General features: G+C 72.7%; 19 protein-coding genes and 1 pseudogene. 14 read left to right on the forward strand and 6 right to left on the reverse strand.

Translation table 11 applies throughout. The features are described 5' to 3' along the window. Window positions 1-1091: 1091 nt before the first annotated feature. Window positions 1092-1352, reverse strand: coding sequence for a hypothetical protein (locus ACQEV8_RS22880; protein ID WP_432963035.1), 261 nt, complete (start codon window positions 1350-1352; stop codon window positions 1092-1094). Between the two features lie 477 nt (window positions 1353-1829). Here ACQEV8_RS22880 and ACQEV8_RS22885 point away from each other — a divergent pair, with 477 nt between their 5' ends. Both ACQEV8_RS22885 and ACQEV8_RS22890 read left to right on the forward strand, forming a co-directional pair. Continuing rightward, entirely contained in the window at window positions 1830-5630 is a 3801-nt protein-coding gene (locus ACQEV8_RS22885) for a WD40 repeat domain-containing protein (protein WP_432963038.1), read from the forward strand. Window positions 5631-5996: 366 nt separating this feature from the next. Continuing rightward, a complete protein-coding gene (locus tag ACQEV8_RS22890; RefSeq protein ID WP_432963041.1) occupies window positions 5997-6413 on the forward strand; it encodes a hypothetical protein in 417 nt (138 codons plus the stop codon). Window positions 6414-6543: 130 nt separating this feature from the next. On the opposite strand, the gene ACQEV8_RS22895 is transcribed toward ACQEV8_RS22890, so the two are convergent. After that, the gene (locus tag ACQEV8_RS22895; protein WP_432963044.1) at window positions 6544-7455 is read right to left on the reverse strand and encodes a hypothetical protein; all 912 of its coding nucleotides are present in this window, start codon (window positions 7453-7455) and stop codon (window positions 6544-6546) included. Window positions 7456-7718: 263 nt separating this feature from the next. On the opposite strand from ACQEV8_RS22895, the gene ACQEV8_RS22900 reads away from it, so the two are divergent. The 4 genes from ACQEV8_RS22900 to ACQEV8_RS22915 all read left to right on the forward strand — a co-directional run bounded on the left by ACQEV8_RS22900 (window position 7719) and on the right by ACQEV8_RS22915 (window position 12804). After that, window positions 7719-8069 carry a hypothetical protein gene (locus ACQEV8_RS22900; RefSeq protein ID WP_432963047.1) on the forward strand — a complete coding sequence of 117 codons (351 nt, stop codon included), beginning with the start codon at window positions 7719-7721 and terminating at the stop codon, window positions 8067-8069. 352 nt (window positions 8070-8421) lie between these two features. Continuing rightward, a complete protein-coding gene (locus tag ACQEV8_RS22905) occupies window positions 8422-10461 on the forward strand; it encodes an FAD-dependent oxidoreductase (protein WP_432963050.1) in 2040 nt (679 codons plus the stop codon). Then, entirely contained in the window at window positions 10458-12302 is a 1845-nt protein-coding gene (locus ACQEV8_RS22910) for a thiamine pyrophosphate-binding protein (RefSeq protein ID WP_432963053.1), read from the forward strand. Before ACQEV8_RS22905 ends, ACQEV8_RS22910 begins: the two co-directional genes overlap by 4 nt. Next, window positions 12295-12804: an inclusion body family protein gene (locus tag ACQEV8_RS22915; RefSeq protein ID WP_432963056.1), complete on the forward strand. Its 510-nt coding sequence runs from the start codon at window positions 12295-12297 to the stop codon at window positions 12802-12804. The genes ACQEV8_RS22910 and ACQEV8_RS22915 overlap by 8 nt, the downstream gene beginning before the upstream one ends. A gap of 15 nt (window positions 12805-12819) precedes the next feature. Here the strand turns inward: ACQEV8_RS22915 and ACQEV8_RS22920 are convergent. Together ACQEV8_RS22920 and ACQEV8_RS22925 are read right to left on the reverse strand one after the other, a co-directional pair. Next, a pseudogene (locus ACQEV8_RS22920) lies at window positions 12820-13038 on the reverse strand (aldo/keto reductase); the annotation flags it as partial. A 113-nt stretch (window positions 13039-13151) separates the two neighbouring features. Further along, window positions 13152-13340, reverse strand: coding sequence for a hypothetical protein (locus ACQEV8_RS22925; RefSeq protein WP_432963059.1), 189 nt, complete (start codon window positions 13338-13340; stop codon window positions 13152-13154). A 188-nt stretch (window positions 13341-13528) separates the two neighbouring features. Here ACQEV8_RS22925 and ACQEV8_RS22930 point away from each other — a divergent pair, with 188 nt between their 5' ends. Next, the gene (locus ACQEV8_RS22930; protein WP_432963062.1) at window positions 13529-13957 is read left to right on the forward strand and encodes a hypothetical protein; all 429 of its coding nucleotides are present in this window, start codon (window positions 13529-13531) and stop codon (window positions 13955-13957) included. A gap of 6 nt (window positions 13958-13963) precedes the next feature. Here the strand turns inward: ACQEV8_RS22930 and ACQEV8_RS22935 are convergent, their stop codons facing one another. Further along, window positions 13964-14911, reverse strand: a complete 948-nt coding sequence (locus tag ACQEV8_RS22935; RefSeq protein WP_432963065.1) for a LysR family transcriptional regulator — start codon at window positions 14909-14911, stop codon at window positions 13964-13966. A 154-nt stretch (window positions 14912-15065) separates the two neighbouring features. Between ACQEV8_RS22935 and ACQEV8_RS22940 the strand changes: the two genes are divergently transcribed. The 5 genes from ACQEV8_RS22940 (at window position 15066) to ACQEV8_RS22960 (ending at window position 18530) form a co-directional block, all read left to right on the forward strand. After that, window positions 15066-15761, forward strand: coding sequence for a type 1 glutamine amidotransferase domain-containing protein (locus tag ACQEV8_RS22940; protein ID WP_432963068.1), 696 nt, complete (start codon window positions 15066-15068; stop codon window positions 15759-15761). A gap of 46 nt (window positions 15762-15807) precedes the next feature. Then, window positions 15808-16323: an SRPBCC domain-containing protein gene (locus tag ACQEV8_RS22945; RefSeq protein WP_432963071.1), complete on the forward strand. Its 516-nt coding sequence runs from the start codon at window positions 15808-15810 to the stop codon at window positions 16321-16323. A gap of 166 nt (window positions 16324-16489) precedes the next feature. Then, window positions 16490-17167, forward strand: coding sequence for a hypothetical protein (locus tag ACQEV8_RS22950; RefSeq protein WP_432963074.1), 678 nt, complete (start codon window positions 16490-16492; stop codon window positions 17165-17167). A 713-nt stretch (window positions 17168-17880) separates the two neighbouring features. Beyond that, on the forward strand, window positions 17881-18078 hold the full coding sequence (locus tag ACQEV8_RS22955; RefSeq protein WP_432963077.1) for a hypothetical protein: 198 nt from the start codon (window positions 17881-17883) through the stop codon (window positions 18076-18078). A gap of 44 nt (window positions 18079-18122) precedes the next feature. Next, entirely contained in the window at window positions 18123-18530 is a 408-nt protein-coding gene (locus tag ACQEV8_RS22960; protein WP_432963080.1) for a DUF5994 family protein, read from the forward strand. Window positions 18531-18570: 40 nt separating this feature from the next. On the opposite strand, the gene ACQEV8_RS22965 is transcribed toward ACQEV8_RS22960, so the two are convergent. Then, a complete protein-coding gene (locus ACQEV8_RS22965) occupies window positions 18571-18813 on the reverse strand; it encodes a hypothetical protein (RefSeq protein ID WP_432963083.1) in 243 nt (80 codons plus the stop codon). Window positions 18814-18993: 180 nt separating this feature from the next. On the opposite strand from ACQEV8_RS22965, the gene ACQEV8_RS22970 reads away from it, so the two are divergent. Beyond that, window positions 18994-19461: a DUF5994 family protein gene (locus ACQEV8_RS22970; RefSeq protein ID WP_432963086.1), complete on the forward strand. Its 468-nt coding sequence runs from the start codon at window positions 18994-18996 to the stop codon at window positions 19459-19461. A 149-nt stretch (window positions 19462-19610) separates the two neighbouring features. Further along, window positions 19611-20177, forward strand: coding sequence for a DUF5994 family protein (locus ACQEV8_RS22975; protein ID WP_432963089.1), 567 nt, complete (start codon window positions 19611-19613; stop codon window positions 20175-20177). Window position 20178: the final 1 nt, after the last annotated feature.

Genomic DNA, 20178 nt, shown 5'->3' on the forward strand with positions numbered 1-20178 from the left:
CGGATCGCCGGTGCGCCAGGAGCCGGGGAGCTTGCCGGTGTACTCGGTGTCGCCGAGGAACAGCGCGCGGCCGGAGCCCTTGCGGAACGGCGGGGCTCCGCCGTACTTCGCGGGCTCCGCGCAGTAGCCGGACCGAGCGTCGGACGCGTCCTCGACCAGGCCGCGCACCTGGTCCAGTTGGATGGCGAGGGTGGCCTCGCGCACGCCGTCGCGGGCCTCGCCTTTGCGGGCGTCGTCCGGGTAGGTGTCGAGGAGCCGCTGGTAGTGCGTGCGTGCCTGCTGCCAGGCGTCCTCGGTCATCAGGTGGTCGGCGCAGCCCACCAGGGCGGTGGGCTCCGTGCGGGCCGCCGCGCCCGCGGAGCGGTCCAGGACGTCGTGGCTGGGGCCGCGGTCGCGGAGCCAGGCGGTGAGGGCGGCGGTGTCGCAGGAGTCGTCGGTGGGCAGGGCGCCGAGGAAGGCGTCCAGGGCCGACTCGACCGTCTGTTCGTTGCCGGGTTCGTTCAGGACACCGGCGAGCGTGCCGAAGCCCCGCCCCAGGTCCTCGGTGCTGCCCCTGCGTGCGGCGCGGGCCAGGGCGGCCGCCGCCCCGTCGAGCCGGCGGCACGCCTCCACGACCGCGTCCCCGGGTTCCACCACCGGCCCGCCCGCGAGGCGGTGGCCCCACTCGACCTCGCCCTGCGCGGCCACGGCCGACTCGCAGTCGCCGCCCTCGCGGGCCTCGGTCACGCGGTTCTCGATGCCGTACGCGTCGATACGGAGCAGGGAGGCGGTCAGGACGACCGCGAGCGCGAGGGTGAGTGTGCCCGCGCGCTGCCCGCGCCGTACTCCACGCTCCGGGAGGCGCCGGGCCAGGAACCAGCCGTGGGCGATGCCGGCCGCCCACCACAGGAGCAGCAGGACCTCGCACCAGGTCTCGGCGGTCTTCGCGGTGAGGTCGAGGAGGACGGCCGTGCCGATCACGGCGATCGCCGTCAACCGCCGTCGGCGCAGCAGCAGATAGCCGACGCCGAGCAGCGTGGCGTTGCCGAGGGCCACCGCGAGCGGGTCGGCGGGGGTGGCCTTCGGGCGCGGCGGTTCGTACGCCGGGCCGGTCATGAGGTGGTCACCTCCGGGGCCGGGCCGCGTGCGGAGAACCAGTCGCGGCCCTTCTCGCCGCTCACCATCCACAGGGCCGCCACGTCCAGGCACGCGATCCCGAACGCGGGGAGACTCGGCGCCCCGCCGGCCAGCGAACCGAGGAAGGCGATGACCATCGACAGGGCCACGAACGACAGGCACACGATGAGCACCACCCGGACCCAGTGGCGCCGTTTGCGCGCCAGTACGACGCAGGAGACCTGGAGCGCCGCCACCCCCAGAGGAACAGCGCCACGAACCAGGCCAGGGCCCACGGCAGCAGCAGGTCCTGGCCGTGGTTCTGCTTGCTCCGGTTCTCCTCGAGCATCGCCCAGCCGCCGAGGACGTAGCCCACCGCGTGCCCGGCGACCATCACCAGGGCCAGGACCACCGACCCGGGCATCCGCGCCCTCGAAGCGTCCCGCACCGTGATCACCTCATGCCTTCGTCCGTACATGACTCTCCTTCCCGTGGATGTGCGCGGCGGGCCCGAGCCCTCCCCTCGCAGGGCTCGGACCGCGCCGTGGCCCACGAGAAGCCGACCGCCGTACGGGGTTGTTCGGCAGGCCCTCGCCCCGCACCGAACAAGCCCGGGGGCGCACGCCGCGCCGAGTGGCCTGGAGGAAACGTGTGGAAGTGGTGAACGGCGGTGTCCCGCCCGCCGATCCGGCCGAAGGTCGAGGAAGGGCGTACGAGGGGGAGGGGGAGGGCACGTGCCGGGACAAACGGGACCGGGCCGCGCCGAGGGCGAGCTGGATCCGGCGGCCGGGCCGGTGCCGCGGTTCGCCGCCGGGCTGCGCGCGCTGCGGGAGTCCGCGGGCAGACCCACGTACCGGGAGATGGCCAGGCGGGCGCGGTACGGAGTGACCACCCTGTCGCAGGCGGCGGCGGGCAGACAGCTGCCCACCCGGGCGGTGACGCTCGCCTATGTGAAGGCCTGCGGCGGCGACCTCGCCGAGTGGGAGCGGCGCTGGCGCGAGGCGTCGGACGAGCTGGCGGCCGAGGCCGCCGCCGACGAGACCGCCCGGCCGCCCTACCGGGGCCTGACCCGGTTCGAACCGGGCGACGCCGAGCTGTTCTTCGGCCGCGACCAGCTCGTCGAGCGGCTCACCGAGCTGAACCGCAAGCACCGCTTCACCGCCGTCTTCGGACCCTCCGGCAGCGGCAAGTCCTCCCTCCTGCGCGCCGGTCTCATCCCCCGGCTGCGGGCGGCCTCCGACGACGGCGTTCCGCCCGCGGCCGTACGGATCCTCACCCCCGGCGCGGATCCGGGGCACACGCACGCCGGCCGGCTGGAGCCCGTCCCCGGCACGGACGCCGACACCTGGCTGATCGTCGACCAGTTCGAGGAGCTGTACACCCTCGGCGCCGACCCGGCCGGCCGGGACGCCTTCATCGACCGCCTCGTCGCCGCCACCGACACCGACAGCAGGCTGCGCGTCGTCATCGCGGTGCGGGCCGACTTCCTCGGCCGCTGCGCCGAACATCCCGGGCTGACCGCCGCGTTGCAGGACGCCACGCTGCTCGCCGGGCCGATGAGCCGGGCGGAACTGCGGGAGGCCATCGTCCGCCCGGCCGCCGCGGCCGGCCTGATCGTCGAACGCGCCCTGACGGACCGCCTCCTGGACGAGGTCGAGGACGCCCCGGGCGGGCTGCCCCTGATGTCGCACGCCCTGCTGGAGACCTGGCGCCACCGCAGTGGCCGTGCCCTGACCGAGACCGCGTACGAGGCGGCCGGCGGACTGCGCGGCGCCGTCGTACGGACGGCGGAGCAGGTGTACGGCGAACTCACCTCGAAGCAGGCAGAGTTGGCCCGCCGCGTCCTGCTCCGGCTGGTCGCCCCCGGCGACGGGACACCCGACACGCGCCGCCCCACCGACCGCGCGGAGCTCGACTTCGGCAGTCCGGCCGACACCCGGGTGGTCCTGGAGCGCCTGGCCCGGGCCCGTCTCGTCACCTTCGACGACGGCACCGTCGACCTCGCCCACGAGGCCCTGATCACCGCCTGGCCCCGGCTGCGCGGCTGGATCGACGCCGAGCGCGACCGGCTGCGCGTCCACCGCGCGCTCTCCGAGGCCGCCCGCACCTGGCAGGGACTCGGGCAGGAGAACGCCGCGCTCTACGCCGGCTCCCGGCTGAGCGCCGCCCGCGACGCCTTCCCGCACGACACCGCGACGGACGAACTCACCCCGCTGGAGCGGCGGTTCCTCACCACCTCACTGGGCCGCCGGCACCGCGCCGCGCTGCTGCGCCGCACCGTCGTGGCCGTCCTCGCCGCGCTCGCCCTGCTCGCCACCGGCACCGCCGTCGTCGCCCTCCAGGCCCGCGAGACCGCACAGGCCGAACGGGACGAAGCGGTCTTCGGCCGGCTCACCGCCGAGGCCGACCGGGTCCGCGAGACCCAGGCCGGGCCGGCGGCCCGGCTCGATGTCGCCGCGTACCGCATGCGCTCCACCCCGGACCTCAGGACCCGGCTGGCCTCCGACGCGGGCCGGGTGCTGCCCACCCGGCTGCCCGGCGGGCACGACGGGGTCGGCAGCTCCGTGGCGTACGCGCCCGACGGCCGCACCCTGGCGAGCGGCGGCCACGACGGCACGGTCCGGCTGTGGGACGCCACCACCGGAAAGGCGCTGGGCGAACCCCTGCGCCTCGGCACGGCCCGGGTCAGCTCGGTCGCCTTCGCCCCGGCCGGCGGGAACCTGCTGGCGGCCACCGGGGAAGGCGGCGCCGTCCGCCTGTGGGACGTGAGCGACCGGAAGCGGCCCCGCGCCCTCGGCCGCCAACTGGTGAGCCACGACGAGGAGAACGTCGTCTCCACCGCCTTGGCCCCCGACGGCCGGACACTGGCCACCGCCGGCGACGACGGGGCCGTACGGCTGTGGAACCTGACCGACCCGGCCCGCCCCACACCGCTCGGCAAGCCCGCCGAGGCCGACGCGTCGGACGACGGCAGCGTCCGCGCGGTCGCCTTCGCGCCGGAGGGCCGGACGCTGGCCACGGCCGGCTACGACGGCACCGTACGGATGTGGCGCTACGGCGAGGACGACGGCCTCGCACCGCTGGGCAAGCCCCTGCGCGCCCACACCGCCCCCGTCTGGACGCTGGCCTTCTCACCCGACGGCCGGACATTGGCCACCGCCGGCTTCGACGAGACCGTACGTCTGTGGGACGCGTCAGGACCGGGCCGCCCCGAGCCCCTGGGCGAACCGCTCACCGCGCACACCGCGCCCGTCATGTCGGTCGCGTTCAGCCCCGACGGCGAGACCCTGGCGAGCGCGGGCGAGGACGACGCGCCCGTCCTGTGGAACGTGACCAACCCCGCCTACCCGCAGCAGCTCGGGGAGCCGCTGACCGGCCACACCGAGGCCGTGTGGGAGGTGGCCTTCAGCCGCGACGGCCGCACCCTCGCCAGTACCGGCGCAGACGGGAGCGTCCTGCTCTGGCACCGGCCGCCGAGCGTCCTCACCGACTTCACCAACCCGGTGACCGCCCTCGCCTTCAGCCCCGACCGCCGGCTGCTCGCCGCCGCGAGCACCGACGACGGGCTGATCCGGCTGTGGGACGTACGCCGCCCGGACCGCCCGCTCCGGCTGCCCCGGCCGCTCGGCCACGAGGACCGGGTGCTGGCCCTGGCGTTCGCCCCGGACGGCCGAACGGTGGTCAGCGGCTGCGCGGACGGCACCGTACGCCTGTGGGACGTCTCCACGCCCGACCGGCCCACGCCCCTCGGATCACCTCTCCCCGCACACGACGGCGGTACCGACGCCGTGGCCTTCGCGCCGGACGGCCGCACACTGGCCACCGGCGGCGAGGACGACACGGTGCGGCTGTGGGACGTCCGCCGAGCGGACCGCGTCCGGCCGCTCGGCGCATCGCTGCGCGGCCACCAGGACACCGTCACCTCCGTGGCCTTCGCACGCGGCGGCCGTCTCCTGGCCACGGCCTCCGAGGACTCGACGACCCGGCTGTGGCACGTGGGCGACGGAAGACCGGCCCGCCCCGCGGGCGCCGCCCTCGGCGGGCACGACGAGGAGGTCAACGCGGTGGCCTTCGCCCCGGACGGGAAGACCCTGGCGACGGGCGGCGACGACCGTACGGTGCGGCTGTGGGGCGTCGGACAGGGCGGCCGGGCGCGCCCGCTGGGCGAAGCGCTGACCGGACACCGCGGGGAGGTCCGGGCCCTGGCGTTCGCCCCGGACGGGAAGACCCTGGCGACCGGCGGCGGCGACCACGCGGTCCGGCTGTGGGACGTGGCCGACCCGGCCCGCGCCGAGCCCCTCGGCCAGGAGCTCACCGGCCACCTCGACACCGTCACCACCGTCGCCTTCAGCCCCCGGGGTGACGCCCTCGCCTCCGCGGGCTACGACCTGACGGCCCGGATCTGGACCCTGGACCCGGCCCGCGCGGCGGCCTACGCCTGCGCCCGCACGGCCGGCGTCCTCACCCGGGCCGACTGGGCGGAACGCCTGCCGCGACTCGGGTACCGGGAGGTGTGCGAGGAGAATCAGGGGTAATTCAGGGTTCCTTCAGCATGCTGGGTTCCAGCGGGCGAGGACCACGCAGTGGGCGATCTGGAGGAAGGCGTCAACGATGGTGACTGGCGGGCACGTTCGCGCCTGCCGGGGGCCCAGGAGGGCATGCCCACCCGGTCGCCGGGGGCAGGGACGAACTGGCTTACGGACGGTTGAGGTGGCAGCATCAGGGGCGCCGGGCACCCCCGAGTCCGAGTCTCGGTCCGTGCCCTCGGGCGCTTCTGTCCTCAAGCCGGTACAAGGGGCGACGCGAGGCCACGGGCGGGACGAAGAGGCGGAGCCCACGGCCCAGGCGGTGACTCTTCGAAGGATGTGCTTATGCGGCTGGCCAGGATGACGTCGGACCCTGTGCGAACCCGGTCCCTGCGGAAGGTCCTCATCACCACTCTGGTTGCCGCTGTCGCCGCCGCCCTGGTGATCGGCTTCATCGCGGTGTCCAACGCGGTGAACCATCCGAAGCTGGGTGTACGAGGCATCCCCAGCAGCGGCGTGCTGAACGCCGCCGCGCTCTCCGAGGCCCGGCTCACCGTGCACGTGATCGACCGCGCCGACGAGGAGGCGCTGGCCATCGAGGCGCTGCGCACTGTCGAGGTCAGGCTGAACGACGAGATCGTCCCCACGTCATGGGTCGGAGACCACAGGGTGCTCGAAGTGGGGGCGTTGCGGGACGGGGAGCACGAGCTGACGGTGACGGCCGACCCGGGTCTGCTCTCGGGCGAGATCAGTCTCAGTCGCCGCTTCGTCGTGGACACCACCGCGTCCTGACCTCACGGCCCCAGCCGCGTTCGCAGCCCTCGGTTTCAGCGGGGGCCGAGGCGCCGGCGGTGGCCTGCGGTCTGTCCTCGCACGATGCCCGACCGGATCGGGCGCTCATCGGGCAAGGGCCCCTCAGGGCTCAGGGAGTGCTGAACTTCAGCACGGCTCCGTCCTCGTTGTGCGCGACGACGTTCGCCTTCAGCGCGTCGCCGAACCCGGCCTCGCCGCCCGCGCCGCCGAGTTGCATCACGGTGCCGTCCGTCTGGAAGGTGACGTTGTCGTCCGACACGGTGACATGCACCGTCGTGCCGTTCGCCGTGATCTCCGCCGTGGAGGTCACCAGGACCTCGCACCCGCCGTCCGAGCAGGCGGCGTAGTTCTTGCCGTTCGCCGCCTTGGGCAACGGGCCCGTGGGGTCGGGCGCGGCCGGATCGCCGGTCCCCTCGGCGGGCTTCCAGCCCGGGGCGCACGGGGCGGCCTTCCGGTACGCGGCCGCGAGCCGCGGGATCTTCTCGGTGAGCTCGGGCAGGTCCGGCTTCGGCGGGGTGAGGGACTGGACGAGCTTGTCGACGTCCGCGGCCTCGTCCTCGGCGTACTCGAGACCCACCGGTGACACCCCCTCGAGCTTCGCCGCGACCCCGTTCACCTTCTTCCGCAGGGCGTCGAGCATCCGGTCGGCCGCGGGTACGCCCGACCGGCCGATGTCCTCCAGGCTGCTCTGCACACTGTCCACCGCGGACGGTGTGCTGGAGAGATAGCCCAAGGCGGTGGCCCGGGCGACGAGATCCTCCTCGCCCGCACCCCGGATCTCCTTCAGATCCTCGGCGCTCCCCGCCCGCAGATCCTTGAGGGCGACCGTCGACTCGCACATCGCGCCGACCCACCGCACCAACTCCTTGGACGGCGGCTGCGACGGCGTCGCCGGGGCCGTGTCCCGACCGGACGTGCCGTCCTGGTCCGCGCCGCCCTTGCCGTCCGTACCGACCGCGCAGCCACCGACGGCCAGCACCAGCCCGGCGACCACGATCCCGACACCCGCGCTCCCGCGCATCCGACACCCCTCTCCCGCTACGTCCGGTCCCACCGGCCCAGTTCAACCGGGCAGCGAATTGTTCGGCGACCCGTTTCCACGGTCTGAACAACGACCCATCCGCTGGGTTCGCCCCGATCTGCGTTCACTTTCACCGGGTTCGCACAAGGTCTTTCCGATCTCGATGCGCATCCTGATCACGTGCCATTTCCGGAGTGATAAGTTGTCAATTGACTGATCCACTTCGGGGAAACGGGGTTTTCGTGCGCAGGAAAATGATGAGCGTGTTGGGTGCCGTGGCGCTGGCCGGTGTCGCCTTCACCGCGAACCCGGCGGTAGCCGCTCCGACGGCCACCGCGTCGTCCGGTGAGGCTTCCGTGCTCGCCGCGTGCGAGGCGGGCACGGGCAACGGAAAGGTCAAGGCGCGTGAAAGCGTCAAGATCCGCAAGAGCAAGAGCGTCTCGTCGACCGCTCTGGGTCTCTTCCCGAAGGGGAAGACCGCCTGCAGCCTCAAGAACGAGAAGGCGTCGAAGTGGTACGACGACTGGTGCGGTCAGGGCAGTGACCAGTGGGACTACATCTCCTACAAGGGGACCAAGGGCTGGGTTCCCACCACCTGCATCGTGACCGCCTAGTGACGTGACCGACCGGCAGGGGGCACGCCTCACCCGTGGGGCGGGCCCCCTGCCGCGTTCTTGGCCCGGGCCGCGACGGCGGGAACCGGCCGAAACGATTTCTGGGCCGCGCTCCGTGTCGATCGCGCCGGCGTGAGGGTGACCGCCGGGGTTTTCAGGACGTCCACATTCCGCGAACGGGTTTTCGAACCGGCTTCGCTTTTCCTGCCCCTCCGCCTCCTCTGAATCATCTGTTCTCGCAGAGGGCGGCTGGACGTGTCGAATTTCTGTCATTGTGTGCGATCGGTGATTTCCGGACGTTGTGCACCGGGTGAACCGGGAAATCGTTCCGGCATATCTACGATCGCTGGCTATGACCGACACTTCTCGGGACAGCTCCGCCACCCGTGCGCGCTGGCAGACCTGTCTCCAGCTCGCCCGTGAACTTCTGCTCGTCGGGCCGGACGGCAAGGACCTCAAACTCGACTATCTGCACACCCTGATAGACACGGGCCGCCTCGGCCCCACCCACCACCCGCAAAAGAAGATCCTCGTCATCGGCGCCGGAATCACCGGCCTCGTCGCCGGGCGATTACTCAAGGACGCCGGCCACGACGTCACCATTCTGGAGGCCAATGCCAGCCGGGTCGGCGGGCGCGTCAAGACGTTCCGGGCCACCAAGCACCACCAGCCCTTCGACGACCCGGCCCAGTACGCCGAGGCCGGTGCCATGCGGCTGCCCGACTTCCATCCGCTCGTCCTCGCCCTGGTCGACAAACTCGGCCTCGGCCGCCGCCAGTTCTACAACGTGGACGTGGACCCCGGCACGGGCAGCGGCCCCGACGTCCCCGCGCCCCCGGTGTCGTACTCCTCCTTCACCGGCCGGACCTGGTCCTACGGCGACGACAGCCCCGACTTCCGTGAGCCCGACAAGCGCGGCAACTCCTGGATCCGCGTCAACCGCGTCCAGGTGCGGCGCTCCGACTACGCCGCCGGGCCGGAACGCGTCAACGAGGGCTTCCACCTCACGGGTGACGAAGTCCGCTCCCCCGTAGTGAAGATGGTCGACGACGCGCTGGAATGTGTGCGCGACTACTACTCCGACGTCGTCGACGGACGGCGCGTGAACAAGCCGTTCGAGGAGTGGGTCGAGGGCTGGGCCCGGGTGATCCGCGACTTCGACGGCTACTCGATGGGCGGCTTCCTGCGCGACCACGCCGGGCTCAGCGACGAGGCCATCGAGGCCGTCGGCACCCTGGAGAACATGTCCTCGCGGCTGCATCTCTCCTTCTTCCACAGCTTCCTGAGCCGCAGCGACATCAACCCGGGCGTGCGCTACTGGGAGATACCCGGCGGCAGCTGGCGCCTGCCGCACGCCCTCCACCAGGGCCTGCGCGACGAGGTGCGGCTCGGCCACCGCATGATCCGCCTCGAATATCACGACCCCAGCCGCGACACCGACCCCGAGGGCACCGGCGCCGTGGGACCCGACGGCTGGGGTGTGGCCGTGCAGACCGTCGCCGAGGACGATCCACAGGCCCCGCCGCGCCTGTGGACCGCGGACCTGGCGATCGTCACCGTCCCGTTCTCCGCCCTGCGCTTCGTGGAGATCGTCCCCTCGATGTCGTACAAGAAGCGCCGCGCGATCATCGAGACCCACTACGACCAGGCCACCAAGGTGCTGCTGGAGTTCAGCCACCGCTGGTGGGAGTTCACCGAGGACGACTGGCGCGAGGAGCTGGACCGCATATCGCCGGGGCTGTACGAGCAGTACCGGCAGGGCGGCCAGGACGGCACCGGTCTGACGGTCGTCTCCACGGACTCCGGGGCCGGCCTGACCTTCGCCGGACTGCTCGGGGCCGCCGTCAAGGACAGCGGCGTCACCGAGGAGATGCGGCAGCTCGACAGCACCCTGCCGCTGCGCGGCCCCGCCGTCCGCCCCGCCACCCACTGCTTCGGCGGGGGCTCCGCCGCCGACAACCCCAACCGGTTCATGTACTACCCCTCGCACCGGGTCGAGGGCAGCACCGGTGGCGTCGTCCTCGCCTCCTACTGCTGGTCCGACGACGCCGCGCGCTGGGACTCCATGCGGAGCGCCGAGCGCTACGTCTACGCCCTGCGCAACCTCCAGGCCCTGCACGGCCGCCGCATCGAGGTGTTCTTCACCGGGCGGGGCGCCACCAAGAGCTGGGCCCGCGACCCGTACGCCTTCGGCGAGGCGGCCATCTACACCGCGCACCAGATGACCAGCTTCCACCTGGACGTCTCCCGGCCCGAGGGCCCGGTGCACTTCGCCGGGGAGCACACCTCCCTCAAGCACGCCTGGATCGAGGGCGCCCTGGAGAGCGCCGTGCGGGCCGCGCTCGCCGTCCACCAGGCCCCGCCGGTCACCGTCCCGGGGGAGGGGACATGACCGCGATCGACCGCGGGTGCACGGTCGCCCGCTATCTCGCCCTGAGGCTGGCCGAGTTGGGCATCACCCACCTGTTCGGCGTCCCCGGCAACCACCTCGGCCCGTTCCTGACCACCCTGCGGGCGGAGGACGACATCGAGTGGGTCGGCACCCCCACCGAGGGCGGCGCGGGCCAGGCCGCAGACGCCTACGCCCGTATCCACGGCGTGGGAGCGGTCGCCGTCACCTACAGCGTGGGCGCGTTCAATCTGCTCAACGCCTGCGGGGGCGCCTACGTCGAACAGGTCCCGCTGGTCGCCGTCAACGCCTCGCCGCCCTACGAGCAGTGGCAGAACTACCGTGCCGTCGGCCTGCTCACCTCACACATGAGCCCCCGCGCGGAGAGCAACCTGGACGTCTACCGGCAGGTCACCGTGGACGCCCAGGTCGTCTCCCACCCGGGCCTCGCCCCCGGCCAGATCGACGCCGCGCTCACCGCGTGCCTCTCCGAGCGCCGGCCGGTCTACCTGGAGATCATGGAGGACCTCTGGGACGAGCCCTGCCCCGCACCCGAGATACCGATCGTCCCCCGTGAGCGGCCGTTCAGCGAACGCAACCAGCAGATGCTGGACCACGCCGTGCAGGCGATCCTGACCCTGGTCGAGGAGCACCCCGGCCCGGACGGCAGGCCCCGCCCGATCGTGTGGGCCGGTGAGGAGATCGACCGGTTCCGCCTGGGCGAGCAACTCACCGGCCTGGTGGAGGCCACGGGCGTGCCGTTCTGCACCACCGTCGGCGCCAAGGCCGTCGTCGACGAGGACCTGCCGCGGTTCCACGGCGTCTACAACGGACCGGCCAGCCACCCCGACGTGCACCGTGTCTTCAAGGACTGGGCCACCTGCCGGATCGGGCTCGGCGCCTGGTCCACGTCGAAGAATCTCGGCGGCGAGCAGTCCGTCGGCCAGGACTGGGTGATGGCCGCGCTCGGCGGCGTCAGCGTCGGCACCTCCTACTTCCCCGACGTCCAGCTCCGCCACCTGCTGCCCGCCCTCCAGGACGCCCTGGTGAAGGCCTATGGCACCGAGGGCCTGGCCGCCGACTACTACGCCGAGTCCTACGCCCACCACGGCGCGCCGGGCGACCGCCCGTCGGCCCTCGAACACCACCGCGCCTCACTCCGCGCCGGCGCCTCACGAGCCCGCCACGCGGAGGGGCAACGCCTCACCTACGACGGCGTCTTCGACCGGATCAACCACTTCCTGAACCACGACACCGGGGAGGACTGGACGGTCGTCTCGGACGCCGCGTTCTCCCTCATCGGCTCGATGAACCTGTCCCTGCCCGCCGGCGGGTTCCTGTCCCAGGTCAGCTGGCTGTCCATCGGCTGGTCGGTCGGGGCGGCCACCGGCGCCGCGCTCGCCCCCGAGCGCGAGTACGCCCGCCCGATGGTGTTCGTGGGCGACGGCGCCTTCCAGGAGACCTGCCAGGAGCTCTCCACCCACACCAGGCTCGGCCTGCGCTCGGTGGTGTTCGTGATGGACAACGGCCACTTCTACGGCATCGAGCAGATGCTGGTGCACCCGTCGTACTACGCGGACCGGGACGCCGCCGACCCCGACTTCTACAACGTCCTCCACCCCTGGCACTACGACCGCCTCCCGGCCGTCTTCGCCGGCGGGAAGACCCCGGCCGACGGCGTCAGCGTCACGCACACCGCGGAGCTGGACGACCTCCTGGACCGACTCACCGACCCGGCCGACCCGCTCAACGCGGGTCCCCTCCTGGTCCGTGTCCGCCTGCACCGCCACGACTACCCGCGAGCGATGGCCTACAAGGTTCCGAAGGAGAAGGAAAATGGCTGATCTCAACGTCCTGATCGCGTTCGACGCGGCCACGATCGTCGAACGCAACCCCAACGCGTCCCGCAACCCCGACGCACCGACCCAGGTCGACCAGAGCCTGATCTACATGACGACCCGCCACGACCACATCGTCGGCACGTCGGGCGCCGAGCTGAACCTCCGCGCCGAACTCGGCGACACCGTCAAGTGGCGCGAGACGACCGTCTCCCTGGGCAGCGACTACAAGGCCCTGCTGTACCGCTACGTCAGCAGCGACAGCCAGCACCGGCTCATCTCCACACCGGAGATCGAGGTGATCGACGGCATCTACCCCCTGCCGAAGGAGGGCAGCGAGGGCCGGCCGGAGTTCGAGACGCAGCGTTACCAGGACCACTACTGGAGGGCGACCGTCAAGAAGTCCGGCAAGGTCACCTATCACTTCTACTTCCAGATCCTGGACCGCCACCGCCAGGTGAAGGGGTACTTCCAGTGGGACCCCTTCATCACCATCGAGGACGACTGACGCGTCCCCGGCCGGTCAGCGGCGCCGCAGTGACGGGTCGAGCAGCGCGGGCGGAGTGTCGTGCTTCTCGTGCGGGGCCAGGTCGGTGCCGGGCGCGATGATCGCGTCGAGCCTGCCCCGGTCGGCGGGGAGGGAGGTGTCGAACCGCTCGGGCATGAACGCCGAGCGGTTCGTGGTGATGTCCCGGCCCTCGCGTATGGCGCCCGTCAGCCGGCCCGAGGCGAGCGGGCTCCACACCGGTCTGCGCCGAGTTGCTGGCCGCCGGGCCGACGCGGACGAGATCGACTCCGGCATCGAGGCGTACGAGCTCATGCGTGGCGTGGGCAACCTGCCCCCGGGTCGGGCGACTAGCGCTTCCGCGCCCTGTAGTGCCTCATCAGCGCGGTGATCCGCGCCTGGTCCGCCTGCCCGTTGAGCTCGGTCAGCAGATCGTCGGGGCACAGTTCGTAGAGGTCACCCCACCAGCGCTGTCCCCGGTTGTCCCAGATGCGATAGCCCCCGGGCACACCCCTGGCAACGTAACGTCTCCTGGCCACGGCCCCCAGCCCTCGCGTCGTCTGCGACGAGACAGTACGCACCCCGGGGCCGCGGGGCGAGGCGATATCGGGTGCCGCGCTCGCGACTCCCCCCTGCCCGACTGTCCGGATTCGGTGTTTCTCCACAGCGGTGTTGATGGCACCCTGGCGAGCACTTCGGAACCGGCCGGCAGAGCGGAAGCGGCAGCATGATCAAGTGGATGCCTCTGGGCACCGGAGCCAGGCCCGTTCCCCGGCCGGTGGCGACCCCGTTGGTCTGGGCCGGGGCCTTCGCGGGTGCGCCCGCGCTGGTGGCGGGTCTCAACACCGTGGTGGGGCCCGGCCGTCCGGAACTGGCCCTGCCCGCGCTCTCCCTGCTGGCCGCCCTGCTCGGACTGGGCGCGCGCTTCACGGCCGCCCCCGGCACGGCCCTGCTGTGCTGGCTGTTCCTCAACGGCTTCGTCATCCCGCCCGCAGGCACCCTCACCTGGGCCGGACACCGCGACACCACCTGGCTCACCTGTCTGCTCGCCGCCACCCTGCTGGGCACGGCCCTGGCCCGCCTGGTCCACGCCCGCGCCGCCTACCGCCGCCTCGGCCCGAGGGTCGGCCCCGGCGACGGACCGAACGAATCCTGACGGCGGCTACCAGCCCCGGGCCGCCGCCCGGAGCCGGTCGCGGACGCGGAGCACGTCGGGGTTGGCCTCGGCGCCGGGCCGCTGGACGAGGAACAGGGTGTTCAACGGCGGTTCCTCCGGGTCGTGGAGGAGGGCGAGACGGCCGGAGTCGAGGTACTCCTGGCACAGCGAACGCGGCAGCACGCTGACGCCCGCTCCCGCGTTGACCGCGGACAGGACGGCGTACAGGTTGGGCACGGTCACCGCGGCGCGGGCGGTGAGCTGTCGGCCGAAGACGGTCCGCCAGTAGCGCCGCACGATGGGCAGGTCCTCGGCGTATGTGACCATCGGGACCTCGCGCAGGGCGGCACACAGGCCGCCGTCGGCCCGAGGGCCCGCGGCGATGCGCCGGGCCCAGTCGGGGGAGGCCACGAGCAGGTACTCCTCGTCGGCGAGCGGGACGGACTCCAGGGCCCGCCCGCGGGGGCGCCGGGTCGTGATGACGAGGTCGTGGCGGCCCGAGCGCGTCTCCTCCAGCAGGGGTTCGGGCAGGCCCTGCGTGACGCGCAACCGGACGCCGTCGGCGACGAGGGGGACGAGGGCGGGCAGGACGCGCACGCAGAGCAGTTCCGATGGTCCGGCGAGATGCACGGGCAGGGTGGGGCCGCCCTCCCGGCCACCGCCCTCCAGGGCCGCGAGGGTGTCGAGCGGGCCCTCGATCCGCGCGGCCAGCTCGTGGGCGACGGGCGTGGGTTCCACGCCGCGCGGCAGCCGCGTGAACAGCTCGCGGCCCGTCTGCTGCTCCAGGGTGCGGATCTGAGCGGTCACGGTGGGCTGGGACAGCCCGAGCGCGGGGGCGGCGGCGGTGAACGTACCGGCACGGTAGACGGCCAGGAAGGTGCGCAGCAGGTTCAGGTCGGCATGGGCGGGTAGCTGCCTGCCGGTACCGGCGGCCTCGGGCGTCCGGTTCTTCATGACGTCAGCGTAGCCGCCGGGACACATCGGAGTGTCGATAGCCGATATCGGCTCTCCTATTGGTACTCCGATGGACATCGGTTCTAGCGTCGTAGCGACGACGCGGCCGGACCATGCGGACCCACCACCCCCTCACAACCCGTAGGAGCACCCCATGGCGAAGATCCTTTTCCTGATGACCGGCGCCGACCACTGGACGCTGGCCGACGGCAGCAAGCACCGCACCGGCTTCTGGGCCGAAGAGGCGGTCGCCCCCTACGAGGCGTTCAAGGCCGCCGGCCACGAGATCACCGTGGCCACCCCGGGCGGCGTCGTCCCGCCGGTCGACCCGGGCAGCCTGGCTCCCCAGGCCGCCGGCGGCGAGGAGAACGCCGCGAAGATCAAGGCGGTGGTGGAGGGCGCCCCGGAGTTCCGCGCCCCGCTGGCGCTGACCGACGTACGCCTCGACGACTTCGACGCGGTGTACGTCCCCGGGGGCCACGGTCCGATGGAGGACCTGGCCGTCGACACCGACTCCGGCCGCCTCCTCGCCCGGGCGGTGGAGTCCGGGCTGCCGGTGGGCGTCGTCTGCCACGGCCCGGCCGCGCTGCTGGCCGCGGTGAAGGAGGACGGCGCCAACGCCTACGCCGGCTACCGGATCACCGCCTTCACCAACGCCGAGGAGCGGCTGGCCGGCAGCGCGGACAAGGCGAAGTGGCTGCTGGAGGACCGGCTGACCGAGGCCGGTCTGACGGTCGAGACCGGGGAGCCGTGGGCGCCGCACGTCCGCGTCGACCGCAATGTCGTCACCGGCCAGAACCCGGCCTCCTCCGCCCCGCTCGCCGCCGAGCTGCTCAAGAAGCTCCCCTGACCACGCGCTGACGAGCAGCGCGCTCACCAGAAGGACGCCCCGCACCATGACCACGCAGAACGCGATCGACTGGCCGCGGGAGTACCTGCCCGGCACCGGCGACAACTTCGTCTCCAACGAGGTGATCGTCGAGGGCCTGACGGCCGCTCAGGTCTGGCACTTCCTCACCGACACCTCGACCTGGGAGGGCTACTACGACAACGTCGCGGACATCTCCTTCCCGAACGGTGACGGCCCCGGGCTGAAGGACGGCCTCGACTTCGGCTTCGGCACGTTCGGCTTCCCGCCCCTGGACGCGCGTGTGGTCCGGTTCCAGGCCCCGGCCGAGGGTGTCCCCGGCCGGCTGTCCTGGACGGCGAAGCAGGACGGCACGCCCGAGGAGCGGCTCGACGTGCTGCACGCCTGGCTGGTGGAGGACCTGCCCGGCGGGCGGGTGCGGATCCTGACCCAGGAGACCCAGATCGGCCGGCCCGCCGCGGCCCTGGCGGCCGAGCGTCCGAACCCGATGCTCAACGGCCACCAGGCCTGGCTGGACGGCCTCGTCGGCGCAGCCTCCAGGTAGCCGCACACCCCGGGGTTCCCGGCCGTGGTCCCGGCGGACGGGTGCGCGGCCGGGAGTACCGTAAAGGTACCGAGAGCCCTTCGCGCACCGGCCCCGACACCGGTGCCGCCCTCGGCGACCGACGACCCCGGGACGGGTCTCCCGTGCCCGGAGCAGGGCTTGCCTCATGACGGTGCACGTTCCGGTCGCGCCGACGACCACAGCGCTTCCCGGGCGGCAGGCCGTCCCGGACCGGCGCGGCACGCGGAGGCAGCCCCGGCCGAGGCCGGAGCGGGGCTCCTCCCCACGTGAAGGCGCCCGCGTCCGCGAACTGACCCGACGCCAGGTCGAGGACCGGCTGGGGGAGCTGGGCGATCTGTACGCGGACACCTCCGGCGGCGGCCCGTGGGCGTGGAACGAGGCCCGCGGCGCCTTCCTGCGAAGGCTGGCGGCCGATGCGAGGCGACCGGGGTTCTCGCTGCTGATCGCGGAGACTACCGCGCTGACCGGATGCGCCTACGGCTTCCCGGTACGCGGTGACGGGCCCTGGTGGGAGGGCTTCGACGGATACCTCCCGGGGAGTCTGCTCCGTCTCGCGGGCTCCGGGCGCCTCTTCGTGGTCTGCGTGATCCTCGTCCAGCCCTGGGTGTGCCGACAGAACCAGGACCGTGCCTGGAACCTCGCCCGGCGCTTCCAGAGGCGGCTGCTCACCGACCACGGCGCCACGGTCGGCGTGACGCTGGTGAACCGCTCCGACGACAGGAACGTCGAGGCGCTGCGGTCCTGGGGGTGGCGGTCTCTCGAGGGCGACACTCCGAGGACCACGCCGCCGGGCCTGTTCCGCGTCCTGGTCCTCGGGCCCTGAACGGTCCCGGTTGTTACACGGGCGGGAGTACGGTGGAGAACACGAGCACTTTCGTATGCCGGAATCCACCGGCCCCGGACCGTCGCCTCGTCTCCGGCGAGTCCACCCGAGCACCTTCCCTGCAGAGCACGTCACCGTTCTCACTGGGGCAGCAGCCCGTGACCCCGGCCGCGCCATCCGCATCCAGGCCGAGGAGTCACGCATGCTGTCCATTCCGGACACGCCCACGACGGTCACACCGTCGGGCCCGGCCCCGCCGCCCCAGATCTACGCCGGGACGTCCCCCTTCCCGGCGGACGGCCCGGCACCCGCCCGCGACGGCGGTGAACGGCTGTACGTCGCGGTGACGGGGGTGATCGTCGTCCTGCCGTTCGTGGCGATCGGTCTCGCCGGCCGGCTGCTGTGGGGGAGCCGCATCCACCCCGTCGACATCGTGCTCGCCCTCGTCCTCTGCACGGTCACCGGTCTCGGCGTCACCGTCGGCTTCCACCGCGGCCTCACCCACGGCGGCTACCGGGCCGTCCGTCCCGTGCGGATCGCGCTCGCGGTCGCCGGCTCGATGAGTTTCCAGGGCGACGTCATCGGCTGGGTCGCCACCCACCGCCGCCACCACGCCTTCACCGACCGGCCGGGGGACCCGCATTCCCCGTACCGCTACGGCACGCATCTGCGAGGCCAGTCGGCGCGGCCTGCCGCACGCACACGTCGGCCGGATGTTCCGCAACGACCGGACGCCGCCGGAGCGTTACGCCCCCGACCTCCTCGCCGACCGCGACATCCGCGCCGTCGTCCGCGCCTTCCCCGCGCTGTGCCTCCTCACGCTCGCCCTGCCCTTCGCGCCGGGCTGGGCCAGCTGGGTGCACGACGTGCGCCGGCCGACCACCGAGCGGGTCGCCGCCCGGCGCGCCTGACATCAACCATCCGATTTCGTACGGCAGTTGGCAGGAGCCTTCTCATGACCACCGCACTGCAGCCCCAGCTTCCCTCCCAGCCCGTCCTCCGGATGCGCCTGGCACCTCGCAGCGGCATGCCCCGGCCCATCGACGGAGCATGGTGGCCCCGTTCGTACGACCTGCTCGCGGAACTCCCCTCGCTGCTCGCGGGGTTGCCGCGCGCGTGGGGCCAGATCACCAGCGTCACCGTCAACGGGGCGGTGTGGTCCGAGGCGCCCGGCCGGATGCTCGTCTTCAACCAGGTCGTACGACTGCACAGGGCCCTCGCCGCGTCCGCCCCGCACACCATCGTCCTGCTCACCCCCGGCCGGGGACGCTGGGACCTGCTGGTCGTGCCTCCGGATACGGCCGAGAAGGCGGCGGAACCGCTCATGGCGGCCGCTGCGGCCGCTGCGGGCGATCAAGGGTGACGAGAGGGCACCCGCCGCTCCCCGCCGCTGACAGCCTCCGTCAGCGCGCGTCCTGCGTGGACCGGCTGGTCTCCAGCCACGACCGTGCGGGTTCTGCCGTGCGGCTGGTGTCCACGGTGAGGTCGAGGCGGGTTCCCCCGTCGGCGCCCGCGGGATAGCTGCGCTGCTCGGAGGCGGCGAAGCAATGGCGAAGAACCTCCGCGACCTGACGGGCGGCGTCGGGCGAGGCGGCGACGATGCGGACCTCGGCGTGCCCGTCCCAGGGTGTTTCCATGGACTGCATGGCGACCTCGAAGTTCGATGTCCCGGCGGGAGACGGCCCGGATCTCTCACTCTACTCCGGAGCGCCCCGCGGCCCCCGCGGGTGACCGGCGGGCTCCCCGGGCGCCGTCGGCCCGGGAGTACCGTGAAACGAGGAAGCCACTCGGTTTCCTCGTCCTCGGCAGGGAAGCAGGCGAGTGCGATGGCCGACCCCTCCTCCCCGCGCGTGACCAGGCTCCTGCCGGACGCAGTCCACCCGGCCGTGCGGCCCGGGACGGCTGTCGTACGGCTGGAGACGACACATGACCGGCAGGGCGTGCTCGACGGGGCGTGGTGGCCTCGTTCCCGCGACATCGCCGCCGAGCTCCCCGGCCTGATCAGCGCACTGACCGAGCACCTCGGGCCCATCACGCGCGTCGGCCTGGACGCCGGCGCCTGGGAAGGACTGCCGACGCGGATGACCATCGACGACCGTGTCGTCCACATCGATTCCTTCGCGGCCGCCGACGACACCGTCCTCATCACCCGGGGCGAGCAGGATCTCTTCTCCCTCCTCGTGGTCCCGTCGCACGCGACGCCCGACGCCGCGCGCGCCGCCATGGCCGAGGCCGTCCGCGCCGGCAGCGAGACGCGGGCCGAACGGATCCTCCTCGATACCGGCAGCGCATAGGCCGGGCCCTCCGTACGGTCCGCCGGGCCTGTTCGAGGAGTACGTTGGAGTCACCGAGGATATTTCGAACACCGGCTGCCAGGCTCGTGTCGTTTTCGGCGATTGAATATACGGGCCGGTCCCGACCGGCCCGGGGCAGGGTTCGCGTCATGACTGCGACCATTTCCCACCCGCCGACGACCGAAGCCGAAGACCGGTTCTCCCCGGCCTCCCCGCGTCTGTCGCTGGCTCCCGCCGGCTCCGCCCCGGCTCTGCTGGACGGCGCCTGGTGGCCCCGGTCCCGCGATCTCGGGGCGGAACTCCCGTCCCTGACCGCCGTACTGGATCCGCTGTGGGGGCGGATCACCCGGATCACGGTGAATCCCACCCAGTGGCCGGTCGTTCCACGCAAGGTGCCCGTCGCCGGGCATGTGGTGAACGTGGGCTGGTTCCTGGCCGAGCAGGACCCGCATGAACTGCTGTTGCTCTCCTGCCACGTGGGCCGCTGGAACCTCCTGGTCGTACCGCCGCAGACCACGCCCGACTCGGCCGCCTGGCTGATGGCCGCCGCGAGTGACCCACGCGGCGTGCTGACCGCGAGCCGGTTGCTGGAGGAGGCGGCGCGTCTGCGGACACTGCGCGACGCCGACCGGGCCGTGGAGGCGGTCTGGGACTCCGAAGGCGGGCATCAGGCCCGCGACGTGGCCGCACGTCCGCGGGCAGCGACGGGAAGGTGAG

Source organism: Streptomyces sp. CA-179760, from assembly GCF_050937045.1.
Lineage (GTDB): Bacteria > Actinomycetota > Actinomycetes > Streptomycetales > Streptomycetaceae > Streptomyces.